This window comes from Heliomicrobium gestii (assembly GCF_009877435.1).
GTDB lineage: Bacteria > Bacillota > Desulfitobacteriia > Heliobacteriales > Heliobacteriaceae > Heliomicrobium > Heliomicrobium gestii.
Genome location: NZ_WXEX01000001.1, coordinates 228727 through 254996, shown reverse-complemented (window position 1 = coordinate 254996; position 26270 = coordinate 228727). Strand labels below are relative to the sequence as shown.

Below are 26270 nucleotides of genomic sequence, written 5' to 3'. Positions count from 1 at the left end.
GTGATAAATATGAAAATATTCGACACCCACGTCCACCTTGGTAAAAAAAGGATCATCGAAAACAACACAACCAAGGCTGACAAACTCCCCGTTCACCTCAACGACAACAACAACACCGGGGAGCGCTTCGCTCGCCTGGCCCAGAAACAGGGCGTCTTTAAGGCGGTCGTCTTTCCCTATGCCCTGCTTAGTTCCGATATCAACAAAGCGAACGACTACATTCTCAACGCTTACGCAAAAAACCAGGAACTCATGATCCCATTCGCCCTTATTTCACCGGAGCTTTCGGAACGATTTTCCCAGGGGGCTCCCTTCCGGGGCGTGAAGGAACATTTCTACGTGACGGGAGCTAAAGACCCCAAGGTCTACGCCCCCCTGTACGACCTGTTGCAGCAGAAGGGCCTTATTCTCCTCATCCACCCCCATATGAAGGAGCGAGTTGAGAAGATCCGTATGCTCAAGCGGGATTTCCCTAAACTGAAAATCATACTAGCTCACTCGGGCCGGAAATGGCCCTTCACCGGGATTGATGTAGCCGATCTGATTCTCCCCGCGCTGAAAGGCTATGATGACCTCTACTTCGACACCTCCACCATCCGCGCTCCCCAGACTATAGCCGATATGGTGAACCAGATCGGCTCTGACCGGATCCTCTTCGGTTCCGACTACCCCTACTCGCAGGAGGGCGAGGACATTTACCCCTCCGAACTCGCGACGGTGACCGAAGCACCCATCGCTGACGCCGATAAGGAAAAGATCCTCTTTGCCAACTCCAAGCGGCTCTTCTGGGAGGGTTCCTGGATCCGTCGCTCCTTCCGGTCTGACCGAGAAACAATCTGGGCGCTCTTTGAGACGTTGACGCCACAGGAACGCAAGTTCCTCGCCCTTGATAAGAAGCTTGACCTGATCAAAGCCAACATCCGCGATGAGCGACACATCTACCTGCTGGAAGATGACAGGGGCCTCGCCGGTTTTCTCCGGGAGAGCGGCCGAAGCGATAACGGCGCCATGATCGAAGAGATCATCGTCCACCGCGACCGTCGGGGCCAGCGGTGCGGGGAACGGCTCTTGCAGATGGCCGAGCAGAAATTCAGCTACCTCGAGTCGAAGACCTTTGCTGACAACAGCGCCGTCATCCGCTTACAGGAACGACTCGGTTTTCAAGTGGTGAAACGCTCGCCCAACGGGAAGATTCTCTACTGGAGAAAAGATCATGACGCCCGATGATACGAAAGTGAATGCGGCCGAGACCATAACTGGGCTGGAAGGCCGGGTACTGGCCGCCCGCGACATTGGGGGTATCCTCTTCTTTGACGTGCTGGCCCAGAACCGGCGGGTGAAGCTACTCTGCCGACGCGACGAAACGGCGGCGGAGGCCTTCGCCCGGATCCGGGCGACGAAGCGGAACGACTACTGCCGTTTTGCCGTCCGCGAGTGCGCGGGTGAACTGCATATCGTCGACCAGTCGGAAACCCTGGAGCGGACTGAGGGCGGCACCTGGCCGGAGGAGCGATTGCAAGCCCTCCGTGCCTACAGCCTCCTCCTCGACCGATTGCGCCTGCGTCTCGGCGAGCACGGTTTTGCAGAAGTCCGCCTCCCGGCGATCCACCCGGGCGCTCATAAAAAAGAAGCCTTCCTCACCAACTTTTTCGGCAAGTCGGCTCGGCTGACGACGAGCAACGCCCTCTACCTGAATGTGTACACCGCCCAACTGGGCCGCGCCTATTCCCTCCAGCGCTGTTTTCGCGCTGAACCGTCGAAGACGAACCGGCACTTGGCTGAGTTCGATATGCTGGAGGTGGCCGCCGTCAACGAGACGATAACCAGCGTCATGGCCGCCCTGGAAGGGCTGATCAAAGATGTGGTCGGTGACTTCGCTCGCAGTGAATTCGCCAGTGCTATGGCAATCGATGCTAAGGCGGTAACAGCAGCCCCTTTTCCCGTCATCGACTACCGGGAACTGGCGGCGCGGTACTGCTTCGGTGGAAAGGGCCTCGGCCAGCGGGAGCGGGAGATCGCCGAACGGGGTCCCCTCTTTGTCGTCCATTTTCCCCGGTCGCTCGGTTCCTGGATGGCCAAGCCCGTCGACGGGGAACATACCCTGTCCTTTAACCTGCTCCTTCCCGGCGTGGGTGAGGCGGCAGAGGGCAATGAAAAGCAGACAGATATGGCGCTGCTGCGGCAGAAGCTGAAACGAGCGAACATAGAAAGCCAGCTCGGCTGGTACCTGCGTATGATGCCTTACACGAATTTTTCCCTCAGCGGCTTCGGACTCGGCGTGGAGCGGCTGTTTATGTGGCTTTTCGGTTGCACGAACATCCGCCAAATCCACCTGTTCTACCGGGACATGACCTTTTCCGAAACGCATCCACACGATGACGGCGCGGTCACGACGGACATTACAGGCATCACAAGCATTAATGGCATTACGACATGCATGGAGATGAACGATGACATATCTGAAAAACATTATTCGGGCAACAGGCTCGCTCAAAAACATGGTTGCCGAGATGAACGGAAAAAAGATTGAGCTAAAGCGCATCACCAAGACGGCGGCCCTCCTGATCATGAGCGGCATGTCACCCAACTCGATCCCCCAGCCAGTCGTGACACGTTGCCTGGAAGAGCAACATGATGACGGGGGTTGGGCGGGAGTCGCCGACACCTTCTGGAATGTGGTATTTTTACAACAGATCGAAGCCAATCGATACTCCGAGGCGATTGAAAAGGGACTTCGCTATCTACAGGCCCACAAGACGCCAGAAGGGTTGTGGGGCCGTTCCCGCCGCGATATCAGCCGCATCCCCGTGGCCGGGGCGCTCCTCTATCTCCTGCCGGAATTGGCGACGCCGGACACATTGGCCTCCCTGGAGCGGCTCTGGATCTCTGAGAAAAACTCTCTCACCTACAAGGCCGCCTACACCTTGATGGCCTTCCGGCGAAATGCCTATGAGCCGTGGACAGAAGGGCTCATCGATGAGACGGTGCGTTGGCTGGCAGACAACCAGAGGGATGACGGCGGTTTTGCGCCCTGGAAGTCTCACCCCGTCGACACCGATGTTTTTTGCACCAGCATCGCCCTGCTGGGCCTGCTCCAGTATCCTAAGAAGGTCGAGCCAGCAGTGTTTGAAAAGGGCTTCCACTGGCTCGTGTCGCGCCAACTGCCCAGCGGGATCTGGAGGTTCCACGAGATCGAAGATGGCGCTTCCTGGGGGCTTTATGCCATGACGCAACTATTGAAACTGGGTGTCACAAAGAACGCGCCGCGTAAAGGCGAACCGGTACAAAAAGGGGTAACGTATGCAGGAGATATGGCCGATGGCTGACATCCTGCTCATCTACCCCCAGCCAGAAGAGACGAAGGACGCTCGGTTCGGCTTTTCCCTACGCCTGCTCTACCTCTCGGCCATCTTGAAAGCAGCGGGTCACTCGGTGCGCCTCAACGATTACTCCGTCGAAGCGTTCGATATGACGGCGCTGGCGGAGCAGTTGGTTAGAACCGATGTGGCCGTCATCGAGTTTGACAGTTTTCCCTTAAAACGCGCCCAAAACCTGGGCAGCGCCGAGGCGTTGACAGCTTTTGTCAAGCAAAGCCACCCACAGGTGAAGGTCATCGCCTTCGGCTATGACTGCGCCCTCTTTCCGCGCAAGGTCGAATCGGCCGATTTTACCTTTACCGGCGAGCCAGAAGCCGCAATCACGACGGTCGTGGCAGCGCTCCTGGCGGGGAGTGCCGTACCTGACACGTTGCCGAGCTTATTGGACAACCTCGATTGCCTGCCCTTTCCCGACCGGGAAATGCTTTCCCCCTTTGTAGAGCATGGCGGCAGCCTGCGGCGCCAGCCGCACTTGGCTAAGTCCACCCTTATTCAGACGAGCCGCGGCTGCCGGAACAGGTGTCGCTTTTGTCAGCGAAAAGGCTGGGACAGCGCCTACCGGGAGCACTCTGTTGACTACAGCGCTCGCGAGTTCGCTCACCTCCAAGAGCGCGGATATGTAAACGTGTGGGTGGCCGATGACAACTTTGGCTTTCACCTGCCCCGTGCCAAGGCGCTCCTTACTCGGCTGGCCGATGCGGGGATGACGCGGGGCATGAAGATCGCCTTGAGCAGTTGGGTGTATATCGATGAAGAATTCCTTCGCCTGGCAAAAGCTGCTTCGGTATCGCTGATTAGTTTTGGCATCGAGACGGCTTGCCCGGAGATTCAGGCCTTTTATGACAAAAAAATCGATCTAGAAAAGACGGCCAGCCTGCTCCACACTGCCGACAAACTTGGGATTTACACGGTCGGCAATTTCATCATCGGCGCCCCCATGGAGACGGAGGGGACGATGGCGCAGACCTTCGATTACATCCGCAAGGTCCCCCTCGATCAGGTCAATATTAAGATCCTGGACTACATGGCTGGGTCAGACCTTTACGCCTCGCTCTCGCCCGACGTGACCGCCGGCCGTCGCCATCTATTCGCCTCCCTGGAGATGGGTTTGAACGCCTTTCCGCTGAAGGATCTCAAGGCACGATCGAACCGCTTCCAACAGGAGATCCGGGCGTTGAATCAGTCGCGGTTGCGGCAGAAGATAGCGCGCTTCGGCCTGCCCTATGAGACGGCAGGGACGCTAACATAAACAACACGCCTTCAGAGGCCACGAAGGGAACACTGTGTTTAAGACGCTACTTACAATAGTCCCAGTCCCTATCTAATTCCAACCCACTGCGTCTGTTGTAGGGCATAGAGACTGTAAAAACATTAAAGTGATTATTCCATCGAACCGCCCCCACTCTTAACATTTGGTTAAACAGTCGCCCTGAAATCGGAACCATCAGTTGGTTTAAGCCTAATATGTTTTGGCATTGTTCGGCTTCCTCGAAAAGTATTTCCGGAAGAACCACGTATCCATCAAAGAACCGTTCCCACTCTTGGTGTAGCCGTTGAACTTCTGCATAGCTTTTTACCCCAAACGGCCTAACATGCTGAATGAAGGCCTGTTTAAAGTCAATCGACACATTGCGAATCTCCGTTGTTAACTCATCCCTAAGTGCCTCAGGATAGGTCTTATCAAGCAGAGTCATCTTCTTCAACTCACTGATTTCACCTGCCGCATTTTCGGCCAAAAAGTCCCGCAACACCGCCAATACTTGTTCTAAATGTTCCTTCGTATAAGGGTAATAGGCGGATACGGTTGGATTTTCGAAGGATGAAAAAACATAAACAAGAGCTGCCCTCTTAATCTTTTTTAGCTCCTTCCGATTCACCCTCCCCAGTCGCTGCATCAACGCCTCAAAGGGCGCCAATTCAAAAAAACCCGTGTCATAGTCAATGTCCAAAGATACCTCCACCACTTGCGTGGCTACCAGTATCTTTCCCGGTCTAGGCGAGATCTCAGCTTCCTTCTCCACCCGATCGCGTCCGCAAAAACGGCTATGGATCAAGACTACGTCTTCAACCTTTTCCCGGAGCAATGTTGCAAGTTCAATCGCCCGGTTAACCGTATTCACGACCACCAACACAGAACCATGTCGCGCAGCGTTCACCATCGCCTCCACCGATTCTGACGACAACGAATGAGACGGAAATAAGGAAAGTCTGTGCTTGACAATACCAGCAAGCATGGTATCAGGCGGACAGATCGGTGGACGTATATCGGGAAACATCTCGTACAACAACGCAAGCAAGTGACTCGGCATGGTAGCGCTCATGAACAACAGACGCGCATGAAACTTTTCGTGGAGATATTTTGCGGTCACCAACAATCGCGCCGTGATGGCAGGCTCATAAGCGTGGATCTCATCAAACACCAACTGACCGTTTAGTGCCGTCATGATCCCAGCCTCATATGCTTTCGGATCAAAAAAGAGACGAATCAATTGATAGGGACTACACACACGGATATACGACGTATTTAACCGGGCAAAGCTTTCCTTCTGCTTTGCTAAGGCCACCGCCTCATCGGCGCTATACTCCTGTTCGAGCAGTTTAAGGTACATCTGCAACAAGCTTTTCCCGTGGACCACCGACGTGGAACCCTCGCCAAAAGTCCTCTGAAAACGCGTCGCCATGGCATTCATGCTGGCCCGGTAGGGCAACAAAAAGAGAATGCGACCGCAACTCCCCTCCTCTCGCTGTTTAGCCGCCCACAACAGGGCGGCTTCCGTTTTTCCTAAGCCCGTTGGCGCAATCATCACTGCGTTTCCGCTGTGATTCAACATCGCTTTTTGATGGGGATAAAGCTCCGACTCCGATCGCTGAATCGCACTGAGCACTTGAGAGGTCCCTGAAAAACCAGCATCCAGTTCTGTGGGCTTGGCGCTCGCGAGGTGATCCGCTGAAATCATCAGGCCTCTTACGATAATTCCGAAATAGACGGCTTTTTCATCCACACTGCGAGGTCTTCGAGGACCGTTGCTCCGTTCCCATCCTTTGATGAGGGACTCGATGTGTTGTAGGCCCTGCCAGATGCTTTCTTCTAAGGATAGCGGTTCATGGCGGACGGAATACCCTGCGATTCGTTCCCCTGTTGCGGCTAGAATCAACGATTCCGCTGAGGCGAGCAACCATCTCACCGCTTGGATGATGTCAGAGGGCAGTCCTTCCACCAATTCCCGAATAGTTTGGTGCTCCGCGCACGAACAAGCGGACTGAAAGTAACAGGGGGAGCCGCCGCTCCCCTCTACGAAATTAGACCAATTTTTATGATGAAGCGCAATCGCTGCGGCCAGGTACCCGGCTTCAGGGGCTGGAACATCCAGCAGTCCCATAAAGGCAAGGCTAAGCACTTCATGCCGGTGTCCCCATCGGGAACCGCCTCGCAGTTGAGATTGAAATGAGGGGTGGGCTTTTCCGAGATCATGCAACAAAGCGCCGTACAACAGCACCCGCTTCATATTGAACTCCGCCGTCTCGATTTCTTTTTGATAGAGACGGATATACTCCCTCACCTGCTTCACAACATCAAAGGTATGCTCAAGCAAGCCAAGCCCAGATTGGTTCGGAACAGCCGGTGACTTGGCCCAAAGCGTTTTCAGGATCTTTGGCGTCTCCTCGGTCGGCACAGGATTCAACACGCCTCATCATCTCCCAACGGATGAAACCAGATCCCACGCGGCAACGTACGGCTTAAAAAGTTCTTCATCTCGGAATCATCGGCCCAGATTTTGGCAAAAGGGGTGCGATCCAGGATATCCTCTTCCTGCCCTTCCCCAAAGATCCGCAGCGGGCGATTTCCGATCTCCAGATATCGCTCAAAACGCGCTTCCCGCATCCGTCGATAATCGATCCACTTGGGCATGTACACCGGACGGCCAGAAAAAACGGAGGGCCGCAAAGACCATGGGAGGAGCGTATGCGAATAAAAGGCCCGATCCGAGCGAGTTAGTTCCACAAATTCGGCGGTGTGACAGGTCGCAAGATCTTGACTTCTTCCTAACACCAGCGCAAAAACCGGCGATAGAAAGTGCTTCTGCAACCGTTCCAAGAGTTCGGTAGGACCGGATAGATACAAGGTCATCTCCGGATGGAACAAAAACTGCCTGCGTTGCGGGTTCATGCTCCCCTCCACATTTTTGGGAAGGCCGCCCAGACTTTTTTCATTGCGACCGGAAGCATATTCGACAATATGGCCTAATTCGATGTCTTCCGCCAACTGTTTATAGGTAAAGGTATAGGCGAAGGCCAAGCCTCTCGGATCAAACCATTCACCGAGGACGCCGCAGAGATGTCCATAGATGGTCGCCGGAGGGGGCATCTCAAAGGTGGGCAGCTTTCCGACCATAACATGGGGATAGCGAAAGGAGGCAGTGACGGCGCTGGTACGCACCTTCAATACCCGGATTACCTCAGCCATTGCTCTTTTCCTTCATTCAGTTCATTAAGGAATGCTTCAATCGCTTCACGAGGATGTCCGAGGAAGGTCTTGCGAAACCCATAGATTTCACCTTCCTGAATTTCTTGCAAAGCGGCGATGAGTCCACCACGTTGCTCATCAAGGTAACCTTGGGTAAGCCCCACATAAATCCCGCTCACGATCTCGTCACGCATGACCCGTGCCGTCTCTTTCAAGGCTTCCAGTTTGATTTGGGGGAGTCCTCTTTTATATCCATCAGGAAATGTTCCGACAGTCGTGCCGAACAGATGATTGCCGCCCTTGGCAACGGCCAGGATCACCAAACGAGGACTGACATCGGTGTAGTGAATGGACTGTTTGGCGCCGCCAGAGATTTTGGCGAATCCTTGCATCAGCATCTGTAACCGCTGATGACGGTCTTCCAGAGAGAGCTGATAGGCTTTTCCGTCGTCGTATTCTTCTAGTCCCATCTCCCGTGCCATCTCAACGCGAACCCCATCCAAGTGTTTATATCCTGTACGCTGGATGTGATAGAAACGCCCCATCATCCCTAGATCAACAGAGAAAAGGCCCTGTAGCGCAGCGCGGTAAAATTCGTGCTCAAAGGGAACGGGGGCTCCTTCTTGACGCGCCATCACGCCAAAATCTTTAGTAATTTCCCGCACCGGCGCGACCGAGACCAAGGTACTTACTTTAAGGGGTGACTGACGGGTAAGCGTGACCTTTTCTGCTACAGGAGTTGCTTTGTCTAGTAAGCCTGTTTCCTCACGCTTTTTTTTAGCATCTTCTTTCGTTGATTGGGCACGCATATAACCGAATAAATCATCTTCCGCGTACAGGAGGGGGTTCGCGTCGGTATAAGCAATTTTTCCTTCTCGGAAGATCGGAGAAGCGCTCCAGCCTTGCACGTCACGAAGTGACTCCCGCCACCAATAGCGAAAAGCCTGGGCAGATACATATGGGTAGGCACCCTCACGTGTCTGGATGCTTTTGACCGCGATTGCATTATCGGCATTGATCGCTTCGGTTTTACCTGCATTGTTTAATGCCGAAGCGGGGCAATCAATAAGAAAAACACCGGATAAAAAGGCCATTTCTTCTCACTCCTCCGATTGATCATCTGAATCCAATTCGTCTTCCTCCAGCGCTGACAACATCTCCTTTTTTTGCAGCGCGACCTGTTCCAACATGCGAATCAGCATCAAGTCTCGCACAAGCCACATGTTATTGTGCCAGTACTCTTCCGCCGAAGGGATATCGAGCATATCCAGTACCTTTTGATAGGAAAAAGCGTGCCCCAGTTCGGATAGTTTTTTTTGGACTTTTACAAGGTAACGGACGAACTCTTTGTTGCCCGGATTTTTTCTGTATAAATTTTTTAACCAGTTCATCTCATTGTTACCTAGCACCAAATGGGTGATGATACAATCGGCTACCTCTTGGATGGCGTCGAGTCGTTTTTGATCCATGCCGCCCACCTTTCTCAAAAACCGTTTACATAGTTCATAGTTGTTCCGGTGAAAGTGTTGCGGATCCCGTTGAAAGAAAAATCGGGAGACAATATCCGGGATTTTGTAATGCCAGTCCGGACTTTTAAAGGCCTGTCCAAGTGCTTCGTAATAGCGATTGCCGCTTTTGTCCTTGTCTATTTCCTGGGATATTGATTCCGCTTCTCTTTTGTTTCCTGCTCTTTTCTTTTTACCCGAATCCCAAGAGGTGTTTACGACCCACTGGTGGGCTTCCCTCACAGGTTGGGAAGCGATTTTTACCTCCTGCCAGAACGTCAGAAGTTCTTTGGGAATGTAGTACTGGTCATAATCGGGGCCGGAACCGTAATTGGTCACATGGTAGCCGATGCAATCAGCGAGAGGTTTCTCCTTTGGATACGTCTCCAGCACTTTTTCGGCCGACCTTAGCAACCGTGTGCAGGGCCAACGCAGACTCTCGAATTTTTCAACGCTTCCGGCTAAGTTTTTTTGCACCTCTTCGTATAGGTTCTCAACGAGCGCATGGGTAAAGTCTGGTTCCGGCGTCCACCAGAAGAGCGGTTTTCCTTCCACTTTTATCGTAGCAAGAGGGTAAAACTGGACGGCCATCAGGCAATAGCCGCAAACTGGCAATCCCGTTACCCCTCCTGGGGCAGTGACGATAACAGTAGCCCCGGTAAGCAGCGGCACATGCTGTCGGTCTGCCAGGAACTGAGCTGAACGGTCGCAAAAGGCACATTTCCGCTGTGGTTCAATCGGATCGGCTGAGTAGGAATGGAGGACTTTCTGAACATAAGCCGCTTGCTTTTCCCCTTTGATTGTGGCGTTGCACCATCCCGAATTTGGGAAATGGACCGTCAGATACCCTTTCAAGTCTGCTCGCTTGTAATTGCGTAACAACCAATCCGCAGCTTCCTTTAAATCTTGTTTGGTAAATTCCTCACAGGGTTTTTCGAGATGTATTTCCATGACCGCCACGCCCACATCGACAAAGGGATGGCCCGTATATTGCACTGTGCCGGATCGTTCCATCGGCTGACCCCCTTTCATAAAAGAGGACTTGCTTCAAACTTCCCCATACCAAAGACGGCGCCTTTTCCCACATGAACCAGTTCTCCTAGTCGCAGAAAAGGGGTGAACGCGGCGATATTACCTTCATACACCATTTCTCCCACGACGCCGCCCATGCGTACATGGCTGTCTTGGCGCGAGGAAAACCGCTCCCAATCGACCCAACGCGTCCTGTTGTCTATGATTCTGACTTTAGCAGCTTGTTCAATAATAGCTGAGTAATTCAAATCCAACCGCTCTTTATGATGAAAATATGCCAAAGACGAAATCCGTCGCAACAAGCTCCGGACTAGCATGTGGAATTCAATGGCAGGTGAAAAGTTGTCTTCATGCTTAATTCGGGTCATGGTGAGATAGCGCACCATGGCCCGTTGACTGGCATTGCTGTCGCTTCCTCGTTGATGTCGACTGAATTCTTCACGCAGACTTTTTTCATAATAGTCGCCGCGTATTGTCATGTTTGCAGATTGGATGAGAGGGTTCTCTTTCTCGTAGATGAGCGATTTTTTATTGTTCTCTGGATCTAGTATGCGCACTTTGACCAGTTCATATGTTCTTCGTCCTTTCCCAATCCCCAACTGACCGAGTTCGCGAAAGGCGACAATAAAATAGGGCAACAGTTCAATGGCGTTCCCAATCAATATCAGACGGAACGCAAGCTGCTCTCCTGGGTGATAAAGAGTTCTTTGATCCAACGGCGGTTCAATAATAAAAGGGCGAGGGATGTTTTCATGATTTCGAAGCACTTCGGAACCTACCGGCGGCGACGTTTCGAAAACGTAGGCATAGGGGCATGAACTTTTTAATAAGCACCCCCTGCAATCCTTTTGCCGCATGGAACAGGCAATGGAACGAAAGGCTTGGCCAAAGCCGCCTCGAAGCGTTGACCCTTTATAGGACGGCAGTTGCAACCCTTGGTTCCCAGCCTCCAAAATCATTTCAAAAACAGCGACCCGAAAAAACGATAACACCATATTAACCTCACAAGCGAAGCTACATTCTATTGAGAATAACGCTATTTTTTTACATTTCCCTTCTGACTATCGTTTACCTTATCGGCTTATTATCGCTTTTTGCTCCCCGCCGAAATAAGACTTTCCCCTCAATGGCAATTCTATCTTTTAACGTGGAAGATACCTCTTCATAACGGATAATATCGAACGAGTACAGGGTGTCTGCCTCTTCAACCAGATCCATTATATCGAACCATTGATGTAGCGTGACATTCGGAGCCGCAATAGCCAAGTCGATGTCAGAGCGTTCCTCGTTATCGCCTCGGGCTCGTGAGCCAAAGAGAATTATCTGTTCAATTTCGGATTTTTTTACTAGCTGTTGCAGTAGCTGGTTTACCCCCGGTATGTCGGTAATAGTCATTTTCTGTCACGCCCAAAAATGTCCTTTTTTGATTGTGATCCGCCAATCGTCATGAGTTATACATGATTTTTTGTTTCAGTCCCCCTACATATCGGGTCATCCAGTGAAACGCAAGTGCAAATGTCCAGTTTCCGGCGTTTCCGGTGTGTTTCAGTCCCCTACATATCGGGTCATCCAGTGAAACAAAGCGCTCTATCTCCTGCGTCCACTGGCGTCGGACATGTTTCAGTCCCCTACATATCGGGTCATTCAGTGAAACAAAAGCCTATTTTGAACCTCGTCTGAAGGAAGAGAATGGTTTCAGTCCCCTACATATCGGGTCATTCAGTGAAACAAATGCCGGTCCAAATGTGCCCGTATCACTCTCATCGTTTCAGTCCCCTACATATCGGGTCATTCAGTGAAACGCTCCGCGCCTCCCCTGCCTTCCTCTTTGCCTTCGGCAGGTTTCAGTCCCCTACATATCGGGTCATTCAGTGAAACTTGGTGTCGACGCGTTGGATAAACATTTCGATCTCGAGTTTCAGTCCCCTACATATCGGGTCATTCAGTGAAACTACCATCACCCCTTTGCAGCCCTTCTGGAGGTCTTCTTGTTTCAGTCCCCTACATATCGGGTCATTCAGTGAAACTAGCCCAGCGTCTTCAGGGAAGGTGTGATGCTTTGAATCATGTTTCAGTCCCCTACATATCGGGTCATTCAGTGAAACTCCTGCACCGTATTGTTGACGATCATCCCCTTCACGTTTCAGTCCCCTACATATCGGGTCATTCAGTGAAACCGCACGGGGTATAGTCGAAGAAGCCCAGCTAAATCAAGCCCTCTGAGCCTCTTCACCTCCACCCAAGCCACCGATTTTTTCGAAGGGCGGACTTCTGCACGAAAACCCCCACCCCTTGCGAAAACACCATAGTTTGGAAACTTTACTCTTATTGTGCCCTGCTGGGGCGAATCAAACCGTTATAACGAAAAAGCAACGAAATTCCGGCTCCTGTATGCTCCTATTACAACGGCTATCGGCGCTACGAAAAAAACAAAACGCACCACCGTATCCATTCTACCATCAATCCTGCATTATACAGAAAACACTTTATATGTTACTCAGCCAACTTCTGCTCCACCGACCGCACTTTCCCCTCCATGGACAGCGGTTTATCGCGGCGATCGTCGATACGAATGGTTGTCGACACCCGCAATGCGCCGGCGGCAAAGGGAACCTCGTGCATCTTCCGGATGACATCGACCACAAGGTCCAGTTCCCCCTCAATCACCGTCGACATGGGCGTCAACTGATAGCGAATCCCCTCAGCCTCCTGGAGCGCCTTGTGGCAGTCGGCCACGTAGCGGCTGAGGCTCGGCGAACCGGTCCCCAGCGGGATAATGGTCACTTCAGCGATTACCGGCATAAGATTGCGCCTCCTCTACCCATTCTCCATCGATCGCTTCCCCAATGTTTCAGCTTCAACCTTATTTATCTTAAGCTTTATTCCTACTTATCTTCAGCTTCATTCTTGCTTATCTTCAGAATGTGGCCCCTGCCGGTGCGGACAGCCGCAGCCGCCGGCGGGCCTTTCCATCTCTTCCACGCTATTGCCCAGCCGCACCTGAATGCCCACCCAGTTCGACACCGGTCCGGTCTCCTCGAGGTCATTAAACTGGACGAGCAGTTCGTTTCCTTTGATCACACTGGCGCGAAACCGTTTATCTCGCAACAACAGGTCCGAAACGAGCCCGGCCATTTCCTGGCTGTCCATGTCATACCCACCCTTTCTTTCTTTCCATGTTTCTCCCTAAAGGACCCCTAAAGGGCGATTACACCGCGATTCGCCATACCCAAACACAGGACCGCTCCCGCGCCACCTTGCGCATCCCCGCCGAGAGGCTGCCTTATCAGGCTGTCCAGTTGCCGCCTATTCATATCCCGCCCCCTACCGGGCGGCCTCAGGCCTACTTCTCAATTAGGTGCTTCCAGTACCGCGCTGGCATGCAACGCCGCTGCAAGCGCGGGTTGGTCCGGCCCGTGATGGCGATGCTGCGGAAGTAATCGCGCCAGAGATCCTGGTACACCCTCTCGACGGTGGCCTGCGAAAAATGGGTCCCGCCGTCCACTTCGGTCAGAATCCACTCCTTCTGGTTGTACAGAGCGGCCACACCTCGCCGGAGGTCGTGGATGATCCAGTTCTGATCGCCAAGCCGATCGGTGAAATGAGGCGCGATCAACCCGACGATGTTGTGATCGGGCTCCATGGGAGCGTAGTAAATGTTTCCTTCTAACAGGTGAAAGCGCAGCAAGCCGAGCATGCGATGCCGCTCTGTTCGCACCTTGGCGCTCAAGCGATGAACCCGCAGCACCCGCTCGTCTGTCAGATGGGCGTCCACAGCGGCCCCCAAGCGAAAGCCAAGGCGGAGGTATTCGTAAATCGCCTTCTCCATGCCCGGCAATTCGGACAGGAAGGCATAGGCCGCATGGCGGCGCGCAACTGGCGAGATTTTTGCTGCGACGGCCGCAAAGACCTTTTCCGCCTTTTCCGGGTCTGTGGCGATCTCCACTTCCTCGGCGAAGAGAGCTGCCTCAGCGCTGCCGGACGGGCGGATATCATCGGGGATCTGCCGCCGATAATAGGCTTCGTGGATAGCGGTCAACAGGCCGTCGAACTCGCCGTCATAACAGTAATGCAGCATCCCTTGGACTTACCCCTTCCGGTAGTGGATCGGATCCTCTTTCCCCGCCAGCCGGAACCCTTCCAGGCGCAACCGGCAGCTGTCGCACTCCCCACAGGCGGGACTTTCGCCGTAGTAGCAGGTAAGGGTCAGATGGAGCGGCGCATCCAGCTCCGAGGCCAACCGGATGATATCGGCCTTGTTCATCTGGATCAACGGCGTGAACACCTCCACACTGCGCCCTTCCGTCCCTGCCTTCGTTCCCACGTCGATCATCCGCTGAAAAGCGTCGATGAATTCGGGACGGCAATCGGGGTAGCCAGGGTTGTCCAGGGCGTTCACCCCCGTATAGATCCGCCGGGCGCCCACTTTTTCGGCAAAGGAAAGAGCATGGGCTAAAAAAAGGATGTTTCGCGCCGGCACATAGGTGGCTGGAATCGAATGGGCCGCCTTCCCATCGAAGGGCGCCACCTCCGGGCGAATCGCTGCCGACGTGAGGGCGCTCGCAGCAAAGACGGCGCCCAGATCGATGATATGATGGCTCGCCCCATAGTGACGGGCGACGTCCCGGGCCGATTCGATCTCCCGGATATGCCGCTGGTTGTAGGCAAAGGTAAGCGCGAAAATATCTTCTCCGCGGCAGTCCGCCAAAGCCATGCAGGTCGTTGAATCCAAACCGCCCGAAAGGATGACGACGGCGCGGTTGCGATAAGAGTCCATCTCTTATTCCATCCCTTTCCAGAGTAAATCCGGCGACAAATGCTCCCTTTCAATGTACACGACCGGACAGCACTTTTAAACGGTTTACCAAAAAACTCCTCGGTTACCGCCTTTCCCGGCGGGGAACTGTATGGCTAGACTATCCCATTTGAAACAGGAGGAGTCTACGTGAATCAACAGATCACCCAGCAGATCCAAAACATGCAATCGACGCTTCGTCAAGTCGAATCCGTCGTGGGCCAGATGCGCCAGATCGAGCGGAGCAATGAACAGCAGTTGACTTCGCTGGCCCAGCGGGAAGCGCAAACGCAGTCGCAACTGCAACAGCTGCAAAATGTCTGCTCCATGATGACGCAGCAACTGCAAAGCCTCTCCAATCAGTCGCAACAGTATGCCTCAACGATCATGCAGATGGCCTCCCCATCCATAGGCATCGCGTCCGGTTTGGGCATCGGCTACGGCCTCTCGTCGGGTATCGGATCGACCGCCTCCTACGGCGTCACCCCTTTCGGGACCACCTCCAGTTTTGGCGGATCCTCTAACTTCGGAAGCACTGCCGGATTTGGCGGCGGCGCTTCCAACCTCAGCGGCGCCTCCTTTGGACCGACCCCCGGCTTTGTCACTGACCCAAGCCCCTATTCCACGGGCAGCCTGTCGGCCACCTCGTTTGCCCCCACCCCCGGTTTCATTGGTGATTCTCCCTCCGCGCAAGGCAACTACGGCTTGTCGACCATGGGCGGCAGCGGTATGGGGATCTCCATGGGCGGAACCGGCATGTCCATGGGCAGCGGCATCGGCGCCACCAATTCCATCGGCATGGGCGGGATAGGCGGCAACGCCCTCATGAGCGGCCTGGGCGGATTCGCCTCCATGGGCGGTTCCGGCATCTCCGCCAACGTGACACCCACCCCCGGTTTCGTCGGCAATTTCTCGCCCTATGCGCCATCGTCCGGTCTATCGGCGACGTCCCTGACGCCCTCACAGGGCTTCGTGGGCGACCCCTCCCCCTATGCCATGGGGACCGCCACGAGTGGCGCCAACTATGGCAATATCGGCATGGGCGGTTCCAACTTTGTTGGCGCCGGCATCGGCGCATCAAGCATCGGCGGCGTCGGCATGGGCTCATCAGGCATCGGCATGAGCGCCCCTGGCTTTGGCAACACCGGCATGAGCACGTCCGGCATTGGCAGCGGCTACGGCGGCTATGGCGCTTCCGGCTTCGGCGGCTATGGCGGTTCCGTTCAGTAACTGCCCTGCATCACCGATTTCCTCACATTGCTTTGCACATCGAGAAAAGGGCGGCTTCAACAGAGAAGCCGCCCTTTTCTCACATAAATGCGCCGTTCAATAAGGTCTATTCTTCGTAACAAGGAGCAAACACCATGAGTGATGATCGCCCCTTTCCCGGCCAAAACCGGCCGGGTCAACCGGTAGCCCCCTCCCCCACGGGTGACTATTCCGCCCAGGACCTCCAGCACGCCACCGACCCCATGATCCCTGGCAAAACCCTCGAACACGCTCCGACCAGCCACCCCTCGTCCGGCACCAACGATCCCACCGCCCACAAGGATGACCATGACAAAGTGCCCCGCTTCATGATCGACGAAACAGTCGCTCCTCCCCCCGGCGACGTTCACCGCTGGCAACGGGAGCATGTGGCTCACAAGGACGACCAGTCAAAAGAGGGCTACCCCCTGAACGTGATCATCGACCCGGCCATGCGAGTCATGTACAAATCGGTTCACGAACAAGGGCTCACCAACGTCTTTGACCGCTTCAGCGAACAAGAGAAGATCCGCTGCAAATTCTGTGTCGAGGGCCTCTCCTGCCAACTCTGCGCCAACGGCCCCTGCCGCATCTCCGGCAAGGTTCAGCGCGGCGTCTGCGGCGTCGACGCCCATGTCATGGTCGCCCGCAACTTCATGTACCGCCACGTCACCATCGGCACCGCCGCCAACGTCTACCACTGCCACCAAGCCGCCCGCACCCTCAAAGCCGCCGCCCAGCACCCCGAATCGGGCCTCAAGATCCGCGAACCGGAAAAGCTGAAGCACTGGGCCTCCCTGGCCGGCCTGGACACGAACAAGCACACCAACGACCTGGCCGTCGACTTCGCCAACTGGATCATCGCCGACATCTGCCGTCCCCACTATGAACCCTCCCAGACGACAGAAGCCTTCGCCCCCTCCCGCCGCAAGGAACTCTGGAAAAAACTCGACCTCTTCCCTGGCGGCGCCAACGCTGAGGTGGCCATGGCCCAAACCATGTGCATGACCAACCTCAACGCCGACCCCATCTACTTCCTCTTAAAAGCCGTCCGGCTCGGCATCGCCAACGAGTATCAGGGCTTGCTGATGCTCAACATCCTCCAGGAGATCCTGATGGGCACCCAACAGCCCATCGTCCGCAAACAGAACATGGGCCTCTTGAGAAAAGAATTGGTCAACATCATCACCAACGGCCATATGCCCCTTTTGGCTCACCTGATCGTCGAGCGCGCCTCCACCGACGAGTGGCAACAAAAGGCCCGCGCCGCCGGCGCCGATGGCATCCAGGTCCTCGGCCATGTCTGTGAAGGCCAGCAGATGATCAACTACGACGGCATCCACAATCAGAAGGCCTACGGCGGTCAGGAAGGCGAGTGGCTCTCCGAGGAGTACCTCTTCGCCACCGGCGCCGTCGACCTCTGGACCTTTGACTACAACTGCACCATCCCCACCCTGCCCCTTTACGCCAAGCGCTATGGCGTGAAGATGCTCTCCGTCGACCCCGTCATCCGCATGCCGGACACAGACATGCTCGACTTCCGCCCCGAGATCATGGCCCAGCAAGCCGACAAGGCCCTGGAGATGGCCCTGGAGGCCTTCAAAAAGCGCAAAGCGGAAAACCGTGAGATCCACATCCCGCCCTATGTCAGTGAAAAGTGCATGGTGGGCTTCTCCACCGAATCGGTCAAAGCAGCCCTGGGCGGCTCCTTCAAGCCCCTCATCGACCAGATCGTCCAGGGCAACATCCGCGGCATCGCCACCATCGTCGGTTGCACCACCGCTCGCTACGGCCAGGGCGGCAGCAACATCTTCAAGATCACTCAGGGCCTGATCAAAAACGACATCCTCGTCCTCTCCGGCGGCTGCACCTCCAGCGTCATGGAGTACACGGGCCTCACCGACCCCGCCGCCGCCGCCGAAGCCGGCCCCGGCCTCCGGAAGGTCTGCGAATCCCTCGGCATCCCGCCGGTCCTCTCCTTCGGCGCCTGTGTCGACATCGGCAAGATGACCTTGACGGCCAAGGAACTGGCCGACGCCCTCGACATCGACACGAACCAACTGCCCCTGGTGATCGGCGCGCCTGAGTACCTTGAGCAAAAGGCCGTCGCCGACGCCTGCACCGCCATCGCCCTCGGCTGGATGGTCCATGTCGCCCCCGTCCCCTCCATCACCGGCAGCGATGTGGTCGTCAAAACCCTCACCGAGACGACGGCCACCCTCGGCCTCGGCAAGGTCGTCGTCGAACTGGACGCCGAGAAGACGGTGCAGATCTACAGCGATGAGATCGAGGCCAAGCGCAAGGCCCTCGGGTTGTCGTCGCTGCAGACGCACTAGCGCTCCTGGGTCAGAGGCGCGCTTGCTCATGCATGTTCCTTCGCTCCCCCGCGCACACTAGCCCATGGAGGTGACGAAATTTGGACACAAAGGACAAGTGCGGTCAACAGGCTGCCAACACCAAGGCCCATCAAATGGAAACAGCCAATGAACTGACGCCCAACAAGAAGTTGGACAACTGCCCGGCCTGCAAAGAGCCGGAAACAGAGACGTGGTAAAAAACGACTCGTTCACGGAGTCGCACGATGACTCGCCAGGGGGCTTACCGGAAAATCCCCCTGCCGGGGTGACGGAGCAGCGGTCCCGGTTCACCCGCCTGGACCACATGGCGATTACCGAAGAAGCCAACAATCTGGGCGATGATCTCCTGATCGACCATCAACCGTCCGTTGACAAACCGAGCGACCCCGGCCCTTGGCCGAGTCAACACACCGAATAAGCCAAAAAAGGTCTCCGAGACAGCACTCGGAGACCTTTTTACCAGAAACCTACCGGAACAACCCGCTCCGCCCGTAATCGCCCTTGCGCGCGCCGAGCATCTTATCAACGCCCTCGATGATCGCATAGGCTGAAAAGCAGAAGATGATCGGCAAAAAGGGGATGTTGTAGCGGGCGAATCCGAAGTAGATGTTATGGAGCGCCGTATAGTAGAGCGGCACCGACAACAAGAGCAGCGTCCCCACCAACCGTCCCCCGGCGCCCCAGCGATCGCCCGGAACCTCGTCCAACCAGAGCCCTCCCCGGGCGCGCAGTTCTTCGCGCCGGTGCCACCAGCGCCAGAGCGCCGTCCCCATCCCGGCCAGCGCCAGTGTCATCAGCAATTGATGGATGAAGTCGACGGCGTGGCGGAAGGACCACCAGATGGGCTTCCACATGAAGGGGTTGCTCCACATGTACATAAACTTGCCCCAGGTGTACCACTTCAGGTACCGCAGCGGTTCCTTGGGCACATTTTCCTTTAGACGCTCAATGGCAAACTGCTTGTACTTCTCCTGGGCGTCCACCTCATCATCGCCGACAGGCCAGTCTGGCGCCGAACCGTCGACCAGTTCCTCCATCTCAATATAGGTGCCAAGCAAGAGCGGTTCGCCGGCGCCTGACGAAAACGGGATAAACCGGTCGAAGGCGATGTAGTTGCGAACCCACCAAGGCGACATGGACACCGAAAAAACCAGTAGGACGATCACGCCGTTGCGCAGCCAGTTCTGAAAGGCGTATCGCCGCCGCCAGAGCAGGTAGATCATAAAAACGGCGGGAAACAGGGCGGCCGTGGCTCGCGTCAGCGTCAGCAGCGCCGTGTAGGCCCCCAAAAGACCGAAGAGGAACAACTCGGCCTTTTCGCTGAGTTGCTCCTCATGGCTCAATTTCACCAACAAGAAGAGATAACCCAGATGCAAGACCGTGTACACCGTTTCCGTCAGGAGCAACCCGTTGACGAGGATGTTCGGCGGGTAGATGGCCATCAAAAAGGCCGCCACCAGGGCTGTTCGGCCCTCGGTCAACCGTTCGACAAGGCGGTAGGTGAGAAAGACGGACAGCACGCCGAGCAGCGCCTGGATATAGCGAACCGCCTGCACCCCCGTGTCATCGCTGCCGAAGACGGCGAAGATCAGCGCGAGAATAGCGGGAAAAACAGGCCCCACAAAGGCCGTCGGCCGATCAGAGCCAAAGGTCATGACCCCCGTTTCGAGCCATTTGGCGGCGCACCGGATATAGCCCAGATCGTCGCTGTTCAAAAAAAGGTGGATCCCTGCAAGGCGATCGCGGTCACGCGCAGGACCAGGGCCAACAATAGGATGCTGATCAAAGGGATATTGAAACGTCGATTTTCTTCGGTGAACACAAGCGGCCTCCCTAAAAACGATTCCGTGCTCTCTCTAAAGCCTGATTCGTCCTTCTGCTTTGCCTTAGCGTTGTTGCCAAGGACTCCTTATCTCTTCTGCCCCTTCTTGGAAAGGCCCTTTTCCCCGGTGTCTCCGCCCAGGGTCTTGCGCGCTTTTCTAGACTGTTTCGCTGATTCCTGCCATTTTTCCTCCATGTGAAGCAGCTTTTCCGCCACTAAGGCATTGACCGTGCCGGGCAGGTACTTTCCTTCTTCGTCGGCTGTCCCCGCCTGAACGCCGGTGAGGATTTCCATCCCCTCGTCGACGTGGGACACAGCATAGATGTGAAACTGTCCCCTTTCTACGGCCGTAAGGACCGCCGGTTCCAGCACCAGGTTCGGCACATTCTGGACCGGGATCAGCACCCCCTGCGCCCCCGTCAGTCCCCGCGCCTGGCAGAGCCGGAAAAAACCCTCGATCTTCTCGTTGACGCCGCCGATGGGCTGCACCTCGCCCCGCTGATTGACAGAGCCGGTCACGGCGATGTCCTGGCGGATGGGCAGGCCTGACAGCGCCGATAAAAGGGCGTACAGTTCCGCCGACGAGGCGCTGTCACCGTCGATGCCGTCATAAAGCTGCTCAAAGGTCAGCGCCGCCGACAGCGAGAGCGGGCGCTCCTGGGCGAAACGGGAGGCGAAGAAGGACGACAGGATCAGGACACCCTTCGAGTGGCTCTGCCCGCTCAGGCGGATCTCCCGCTCGATGTGGATGACCCCCTCCCGGCCCAGGTAGACCCGGGCCGTGATCCGGTTCGGTTTGCCAAAGGCGTAATCGCCCAGGTCGAGGACGGCGAGGCCATTCACCTGGCCCACCACCGCGCCGTCCGTATCGATGAGCAGCATGCCCTCTTGCATCGTCTCCTGGATCCGCTCTTCGATGCGGTTGACGCGATAGTTCTTCTCTTCCATCGCCCGGTCCACATGAATCGCCAGCACCGCCGTCCCCCCTTCGCCCTCGGCCCACATGGCCGCCTCCACGATCATGTCCTTGATGTCATGAAAGGACGTGGAGAGCTTCCGCTGGTGGGAAACGAGCCGGCTCGAATAGTCGACGACGCGGGCGACCGCCTCGGCCGTATAGGGCAGGAGTTTTTCCCGCTCACAAACAGACCCGACAAAGGCGGCATACTTGCGTATGTTTTCCCGATTCCGTTCCATCACACTGTCAAAATCCACGCGGACCTTGAAAAACTTGCGAAAATCTTCATCCATATTGTAAAGCAGGTAGTAGATGCGCGGATTGCCGATCAGGATGACCTTGATATCCACAGGCACCGGTTCCGGCTTTAAGGTGGCCGCCGTGGGCAAACCCAACTGTTCGCCCAGGTTTTCGATGCGCAACTCCCGCGTCCGCAGCACCCGTTTCAGCCCTTCCCAAGCGCCCGGCGAACTGAGCAGCGGCAAGGCCTGCAAGATCAGGTAGCCGCCGTTCGCTTGGTGGACAGCGCCCGGCTTGATCATGGTGAAATCCGTGGCCATGCTGCCGAAGGAACTGCGGTATTCGATCTTGCCAAAGAGGTTCGTAAAGGTGGGGTTGGCCTCGACGATAACCGGCGCGCCCACCTGGGCGCCGTTCTCCACGAAGAGGTTGACGTCGTAGCGCGTCTGCTGGGAAGCCTTCTGCCCACGGGCCAGCAGGATCAACGACGCCGGCGCGCTCTCCTCCTCTTCCGAGGAACTGCTCCCTTTGAGGTCGCTCAGATTCTCCAGCACATCCTCCTGCACGTTGGCCAGAAACTCGACGACCTTCCCATGGTTCTTGTATTTATCTTTCAGGGCCTCCACCAAGTGTTTTGTCGCCTGGTGGGCCGTGTCACGCTCAATCTCCTTGAGGTGGTTGTTCGCTTCCTTCTGCATGTTCCGGGAACGGCGCAGCACCTCGGCGAGCCGGCTTTCCAACTGGTGCTCCCGGTCATTGATCTCCTGGCGCTCCTTCTCCTCCAGGGCGTCAAAGTCATCCTTCGACATGCCCTTGCCTTCATCGGTCATGGGAATCGTGAAGATGCCCGACTGCCCTTTTTGCAGGATAAATCCCTCTTCTTTGGCCAGTTCCTCCATCTCCCGGAACATGGCCGTGAGCCGCGTCTCCACCTGCCGAAGGAAGGCCGACCGGCGCTTTTCATGAGTCTCGCCCTCCAGGGCTTTGCGGATCTCGGCATGCAGTTCCTCGACCAGTTCCTTCACATCCCGGCGCAGTTCGCTGCCCATCCCCGCCGGGAGGGTGAGGACGATGGGCCGGTCGGGCTGGTCAAAATGATTGACATAACAGATATCCTCAGGGGTTCGCCCCCCTTGGGCCACCTGATTCACCTTGGTGACGGCAAAACCGGTCTTCCCCGAACCGATCGGCCCAGAGATGTAGATGTGAAAACCAGGATGCTTGGCGCCCAGGCCGAACTCCATCGCCTTGACGGCTCGCGGCTGGCCGATGATCCCTTCTTCCAGGGGCGGGATCTCCTGAGTGGAGGAAAACTCAAACATCTCCGGTTCACACCGGACAGTCAACCGGTCAACGGGCAAACGGCGCGATTGCAACAGAGCGGCAGAGAGCGTTTTTATAGCAGACACGATTCGCCATTCCTCCTTCTCTCCCCTATGACCAATCTATTTCGTGAACGGCCGATGGTGTTCCTGCGCTTGCCGTCAAACAAAAAAAGCCGCCCCCTATCCCAGGGAGCGACTCAATTCCTTGTAGAGCATCTTGGCCAGCCCGATTTCTTCGCGCTTGGCCATCTGCTTGGCATACTCCTCGTCCAGCATGCTCTCCCAGATCTTACGGCCAGGCGCTTCTTCGATCAGGTCTGATTTGACGACCGTGCTGCGCATCCCCTTCAGCATCTGCTGAAGGAAGAGGGCCTCAAACTCCTGGCAGGAATTCCGCAGCCGCTTGCGCTCTTTTTCCTTCTCCGCTTCCGTCATGGCAGCCCCGGCGGCAGGTTGGGCGCCGGAACCCGTGGACGAGCCCGCTTGGGTTGTCTTTTCCCCACCGGCGGGAGCGTTTTTTTGCAACTGTTCCTCCATCAACCGTTGAAAGAGCGCGCCCTCCTGGGACTCCGCCGCGGCGGACAACCCTCTCGCAGCGCTGGGCAGATTGACTGTATCGGAAAAACGCTGAATCGGCGTGGTCAATGCGATCCCCTCCTATCCGTCTTTATCGGCAAATGGCGTCGCCGCCTTTAGCGATTTCAGAAAAACTTCTCCTCTCCCCTAAAAGAAGCGGCCATCGGTTGTTGCGCCGCCCTGGGGGATCCAGTAAAATAGGACTATACCGAAAATTCTGAAAAAGGTGGTGGCGCAGCGGTGAGACTGCAAACCAAACTGACCGCCTGGACTTGCACCACCCTGACGATCGGGTTGGTGGCCACGCTGGCCGTCTATGGCTGGCTGGAGACCCAGAGCGTCCAATCGCGGGTGGAGCGCGACCTTACCGCCAAAGGGGAAGCGCTGGTCCGGTCGGCTGCCACCGGATTGGAAGCCATGGTGGAAAGCCATATCCGCAACGGTGTCGAACTCCCTTCCGGTCGCCTTGTTCGCGGCGATGATCTCAAGCAGATGCTTTTTGATGATGAACTCACCCTGATACCGGAGAGCAAGGTGGAGGCCGACAAACGGTATAAATCGGGGGAAACGGTGGAACGTTTTGACGGCGTCCGCATCCCCATGAGCGAGTATGAGTACAAATACCTGTCCAAGGCGGATCCCTATACCGACCTGTATTGGCAGCGATACATCGATTCCTTCATGGGCAGCGACCCTGATATCGTCTTCGCCCTGCCGACAAAGTACTCTCCCGACCCGGCGAAAACGGGATTCATCCCCACCCACAACGCCTTTTACAGCCCCACCTCGCCCGACCAGTCCCGCGACGCCTGGGGCGCCACGGGAATCCTCAGCCAAAAATACCGCTCCAACCGGATCTTTAACGACAAAGCCGGCGGGGCCGCTGTCGCCAACCTTGACCGCGAGAAGCCTCTCAAGACGGTCTATGAGCGCAAGATCGACGGCAAGACAGTGACCATGTGGGATATGAGTTATCCTGTGTACTTTGACGGGAGGCACTGGGGCGGCTTTCGGTTATCCATCAGCAAGGAACGGGCCGACCTGCTCATCAGCGCCCGCACCAGAGAACTCTTCTGGCGGCTGCTGACGGTCGCCGCCGTCGCCATCGTCGGCCTCGCCGGGACGACGGTCCTGATCATCGCCGTCATCATCATCCGGCCTCTCAATGCCATGGTGCTCGTCTCCCGGCGTCTGGCCGAAGGCGACTTCACCCATGCCGTCGATATCCGGCAAAAGGACGAAGTGGGCGACCTGGCTCATGCCTTCAACTACATGATCGCCAATGTGAAAACCCTCGTCGACGGGATCATGAAAAGCACCCGCGAGGTCAATCGCCTCGCCGGCAATCTCCAGTTGGCCGCCGGTCAGACGGCAGAGGCCTCCGAACAAATCGCTCGGGCTGTCCAAGAGGTATCGGCCGGGGCTGCCGGTCAAGAAAAAGAAACGGAGGCCACCGCCACCGTTGTCCGCCAAATGACGGCCCAACTGTCGGCCCTCTCGACGACAGCGATCGAAGTGGCTCAAGCGACCACCCAGGCCCAAAAGCGCGCCAGAGAGGGGCAAACCGCCATCGATGAAGCCACCGGCCAGATGCAGGTCATCCACGATACGGTCCTCCAGTCGGCGGATGTGATCCACAAACTCGGGGAGCGTTCGCGAGAGATCTCCCGCATCGTCGAGACGATCACCGCCATCGCCGCCCAGACCCAGATGCTGGCGTTGAACGCCGCCATCGAGGCGGCCCGGGCCGGCAAGGAAGGCCAGGGATTCGCCGTTGTCGCCGAAGAAGTGCGAAAACTGGCCGAACAGTCCCGCCTGGCAGCTCAGGACATCGCCCGCCTGGTCACATCCGTTCAGTCGGAGAGCGCCCGCGCCATCGACGCCATCGAAAGCGAGACCGACGTCGTCCGGTCCGGCATCGCCGTTGTCCGGCGCGCCGGCGACGCCTTCCATGAGATCCTCCATGCCGTCGCCGATGTGACCGGCAAGATGCAGTCCATCTCCACCGCGGTCATCGAACTGGCCGGCGAAGAAACGCAGGTCCTCCAGGCGGTCGATCATGTCTCCACCATCGCCCGCAGCAACAACGACACTTCCCAACGCATCGCCCTCTCGACACAGGAACAGACGGCCGCCATGGAAGAAATCGCCGCTTCGACGGAGATGATGGCCCATACCGCGCGCGGTCTCAGCGAACTGGTGCAGCGCTTCATCGTCGAGCGCTGATGTAGGTGCACGGCACCGCAGAGATCATGAATACGGTCTGACTGTCGATAACCGACAGGACGATTTCATCCCGGCGCCGCTCAAATTCGGCCCGGGATTTTTTTATCTTAATAAGAGCAAAAAGGAACAAAAACCATAAAATCAATGCAGGAACAATGTCACTTGTTAGCTAACAATAATAAAATAAGTCGCTTCTTGTAATATTATATTTTTTAACAATTTGTATATTTTAATGATGAAAAAAGGGGGAGCACGATGTCGAGGTTAGAAACTCTTTGCGCCATCGCCGAACTGTTTCAGTCCTTAACACCCTTGGATTGTTGTGTCATGGTCACTGATGCCAA

At 56.0% G+C, this 26270-nt stretch carries 22 protein-coding genes and 1 CRISPR repeat array; of the genes, 8 read left to right on the top strand and 14 right to left on the bottom strand.

Features of this window, described 5'->3' with window-relative positions; translation table 11 throughout:
- Positions 1-9 precede the first annotated feature (9 nt).
- From GTO89_RS01215 to GTO89_RS01200, 4 genes are read left to right on the top strand one after another with little or no spacing between them, the layout of a single operon-like run.
- Positions 10-1227 (top strand): GNAT family N-acetyltransferase, encoded by a 1218-nt coding sequence (locus GTO89_RS01215; protein ID WP_161260228.1) that lies wholly within the window; start codon positions 10-12, stop codon positions 1225-1227.
- The gene (locus tag GTO89_RS01210; RefSeq protein ID WP_161260227.1) at positions 1214-2530 is read left to right on the top strand and encodes an amino acid--tRNA ligase-related protein; all 1317 of its coding nucleotides are present in this window, start codon (positions 1214-1216) and stop codon (positions 2528-2530) included. The genes GTO89_RS01215 and GTO89_RS01210 overlap by 14 nt, the downstream gene beginning before the upstream one ends.
- Positions 2511-3326, top strand: a complete 816-nt coding sequence (locus tag GTO89_RS01205) for a prenyltransferase/squalene oxidase repeat-containing protein (protein WP_207708909.1) — start codon at positions 2511-2513, stop codon at positions 3324-3326. The genes GTO89_RS01210 and GTO89_RS01205 overlap by 20 nt, the downstream gene beginning before the upstream one ends.
- Positions 3319-4626 (top strand): B12-binding domain-containing radical SAM protein, encoded by a 1308-nt coding sequence (locus GTO89_RS01200; protein WP_161260225.1) that lies wholly within the window; start codon positions 3319-3321, stop codon positions 4624-4626. The genes GTO89_RS01205 and GTO89_RS01200 overlap by 8 nt, the downstream gene beginning before the upstream one ends.
- A 46-nt stretch (positions 4627-4672) precedes the next feature.
- Here the strand turns inward: GTO89_RS01200 and cas3 are convergent, their stop codons facing one another.
- The 10 genes from cas3 to queC all read right to left on the bottom strand — a co-directional run bounded on the left by cas3 (position 4673) and on the right by queC (position 15156).
- Positions 4673-7063 carry a CRISPR-associated helicase Cas3' gene (gene cas3, locus GTO89_RS01195; protein ID WP_161260224.1) on the bottom strand — a complete coding sequence of 797 codons (2391 nt, stop codon included), beginning with the start codon at positions 7061-7063 and terminating at the stop codon, positions 4673-4675.
- Positions 7057-7842, bottom strand: a complete 786-nt coding sequence (cas5, locus tag GTO89_RS01190) for a CRISPR-associated protein Cas5 (RefSeq protein ID WP_161260223.1) — start codon at positions 7840-7842, stop codon at positions 7057-7059. Before cas5 ends, cas3 begins: the two co-directional genes overlap by 7 nt.
- Positions 7830-8936 carry a type I-B CRISPR-associated protein Cas7/Cst2/DevR gene (cas7i, locus tag GTO89_RS01185; RefSeq protein ID WP_161260222.1) on the bottom strand — a complete coding sequence of 369 codons (1107 nt, stop codon included), beginning with the start codon at positions 8934-8936 and terminating at the stop codon, positions 7830-7832. Before cas7i ends, cas5 begins: the two co-directional genes overlap by 13 nt.
- Before the next feature lie 6 nt (positions 8937-8942).
- Entirely contained in the window at positions 8943-10361 is a 1419-nt protein-coding gene (locus GTO89_RS01180) for a hypothetical protein (RefSeq protein WP_161260221.1), read from the bottom strand.
- Between the two features lie 14 nt (positions 10362-10375).
- Entirely contained in the window at positions 10376-11374 is a 999-nt protein-coding gene (gene cas6 / locus GTO89_RS01175) for a CRISPR system precrRNA processing endoribonuclease RAMP protein Cas6 (RefSeq protein ID WP_161260220.1), read from the bottom strand.
- A 73-nt stretch (positions 11375-11447) separates the two neighbouring features.
- Entirely contained in the window at positions 11448-11774 is a 327-nt protein-coding gene (locus GTO89_RS01170) for a nucleotidyltransferase domain-containing protein (protein ID WP_161260219.1), read from the bottom strand.
- 73 nt (positions 11775-11847) lie between these two features.
- A CRISPR array of direct repeats spans positions 11848-12556; the repeat unit is 37 nt; unit sequence GTTTCAGTCCCCTACATATCGGGTCATTCAGTGAAAC.
- Between the two features lie 316 nt (positions 12557-12872).
- Positions 12873-13181: an MTH1187 family thiamine-binding protein gene (locus GTO89_RS01165; protein ID WP_161260218.1), complete on the bottom strand. Its 309-nt coding sequence runs from the start codon at positions 13179-13181 to the stop codon at positions 12873-12875.
- Between the two features lie 99 nt (positions 13182-13280).
- Entirely contained in the window at positions 13281-13529 is a 249-nt protein-coding gene (locus GTO89_RS01160; RefSeq protein WP_161260217.1) for a hypothetical protein, read from the bottom strand.
- 193 nt (positions 13530-13722) lie between these two features.
- Positions 13723-14457: a TIGR03915 family putative DNA repair protein gene (locus tag GTO89_RS01155; protein ID WP_161260216.1), complete on the bottom strand. Its 735-nt coding sequence runs from the start codon at positions 14455-14457 to the stop codon at positions 13723-13725.
- Between the two features lie 9 nt (positions 14458-14466).
- Positions 14467-15156 carry a 7-cyano-7-deazaguanine synthase QueC gene (gene queC, locus GTO89_RS01150; protein WP_161260215.1) on the bottom strand — a complete coding sequence of 230 codons (690 nt, stop codon included), beginning with the start codon at positions 15154-15156 and terminating at the stop codon, positions 14467-14469.
- 168 nt (positions 15157-15324) lie between these two features.
- On the opposite strand from queC, the gene GTO89_RS01145 reads away from it, so the two are divergent.
- The 3 genes from GTO89_RS01145 to GTO89_RS01135 all read left to right on the top strand — a co-directional run bounded on the left by GTO89_RS01145 (position 15325) and on the right by GTO89_RS01135 (position 18976).
- The gene (locus GTO89_RS01145) at positions 15325-16404 is read left to right on the top strand and encodes a hypothetical protein (RefSeq protein ID WP_161260214.1); all 1080 of its coding nucleotides are present in this window, start codon (positions 15325-15327) and stop codon (positions 16402-16404) included.
- A 242-nt stretch (positions 16405-16646) separates the two neighbouring features.
- Positions 16647-18758: an anaerobic carbon-monoxide dehydrogenase catalytic subunit gene (gene cooS / locus GTO89_RS01140; protein ID WP_161260395.1), complete on the top strand. Its 2112-nt coding sequence runs from the start codon at positions 16647-16649 to the stop codon at positions 18756-18758.
- 80 nt (positions 18759-18838) lie between these two features.
- Positions 18839-18976 carry a hypothetical protein gene (locus GTO89_RS01135; protein WP_161260213.1) on the top strand — a complete coding sequence of 46 codons (138 nt, stop codon included), beginning with the start codon at positions 18839-18841 and terminating at the stop codon, positions 18974-18976.
- A gap of 44 nt (positions 18977-19020) precedes the next feature.
- Here GTO89_RS01135 and GTO89_RS01130 read toward each other — a convergent pair whose 3' ends face one another.
- The 4 genes from GTO89_RS01130 to GTO89_RS01115 form a co-directional block, all read right to left on the bottom strand.
- Positions 19021-19185 carry a hypothetical protein gene (locus GTO89_RS01130; protein ID WP_161260212.1) on the bottom strand — a complete coding sequence of 55 codons (165 nt, stop codon included), beginning with the start codon at positions 19183-19185 and terminating at the stop codon, positions 19021-19023.
- A 61-nt stretch (positions 19186-19246) separates the two neighbouring features.
- Positions 19247-20494 (bottom strand): glycosyltransferase family 39 protein, encoded by a 1248-nt coding sequence (locus GTO89_RS01125; protein ID WP_161260211.1) that lies wholly within the window; start codon positions 20492-20494, stop codon positions 19247-19249.
- A gap of 194 nt (positions 20495-20688) precedes the next feature.
- Positions 20689-23208, bottom strand: coding sequence for a Lon protease family protein (locus GTO89_RS01120; protein ID WP_161260210.1), 2520 nt, complete (start codon positions 23206-23208; stop codon positions 20689-20691).
- 96 nt (positions 23209-23304) lie between these two features.
- Entirely contained in the window at positions 23305-23769 is a 465-nt protein-coding gene (locus GTO89_RS01115; protein WP_161260209.1) for a rod-binding protein, read from the bottom strand.
- 171 nt (positions 23770-23940) lie between these two features.
- On the opposite strand from GTO89_RS01115, the gene GTO89_RS17740 reads away from it, so the two are divergent.
- Positions 23941-25926, top strand: a complete 1986-nt coding sequence (locus tag GTO89_RS17740) for a methyl-accepting chemotaxis protein (protein WP_328793840.1) — start codon at positions 23941-23943, stop codon at positions 25924-25926.
- The last annotated feature ends 344 nt before the right edge of the window (positions 25927-26270 follow it).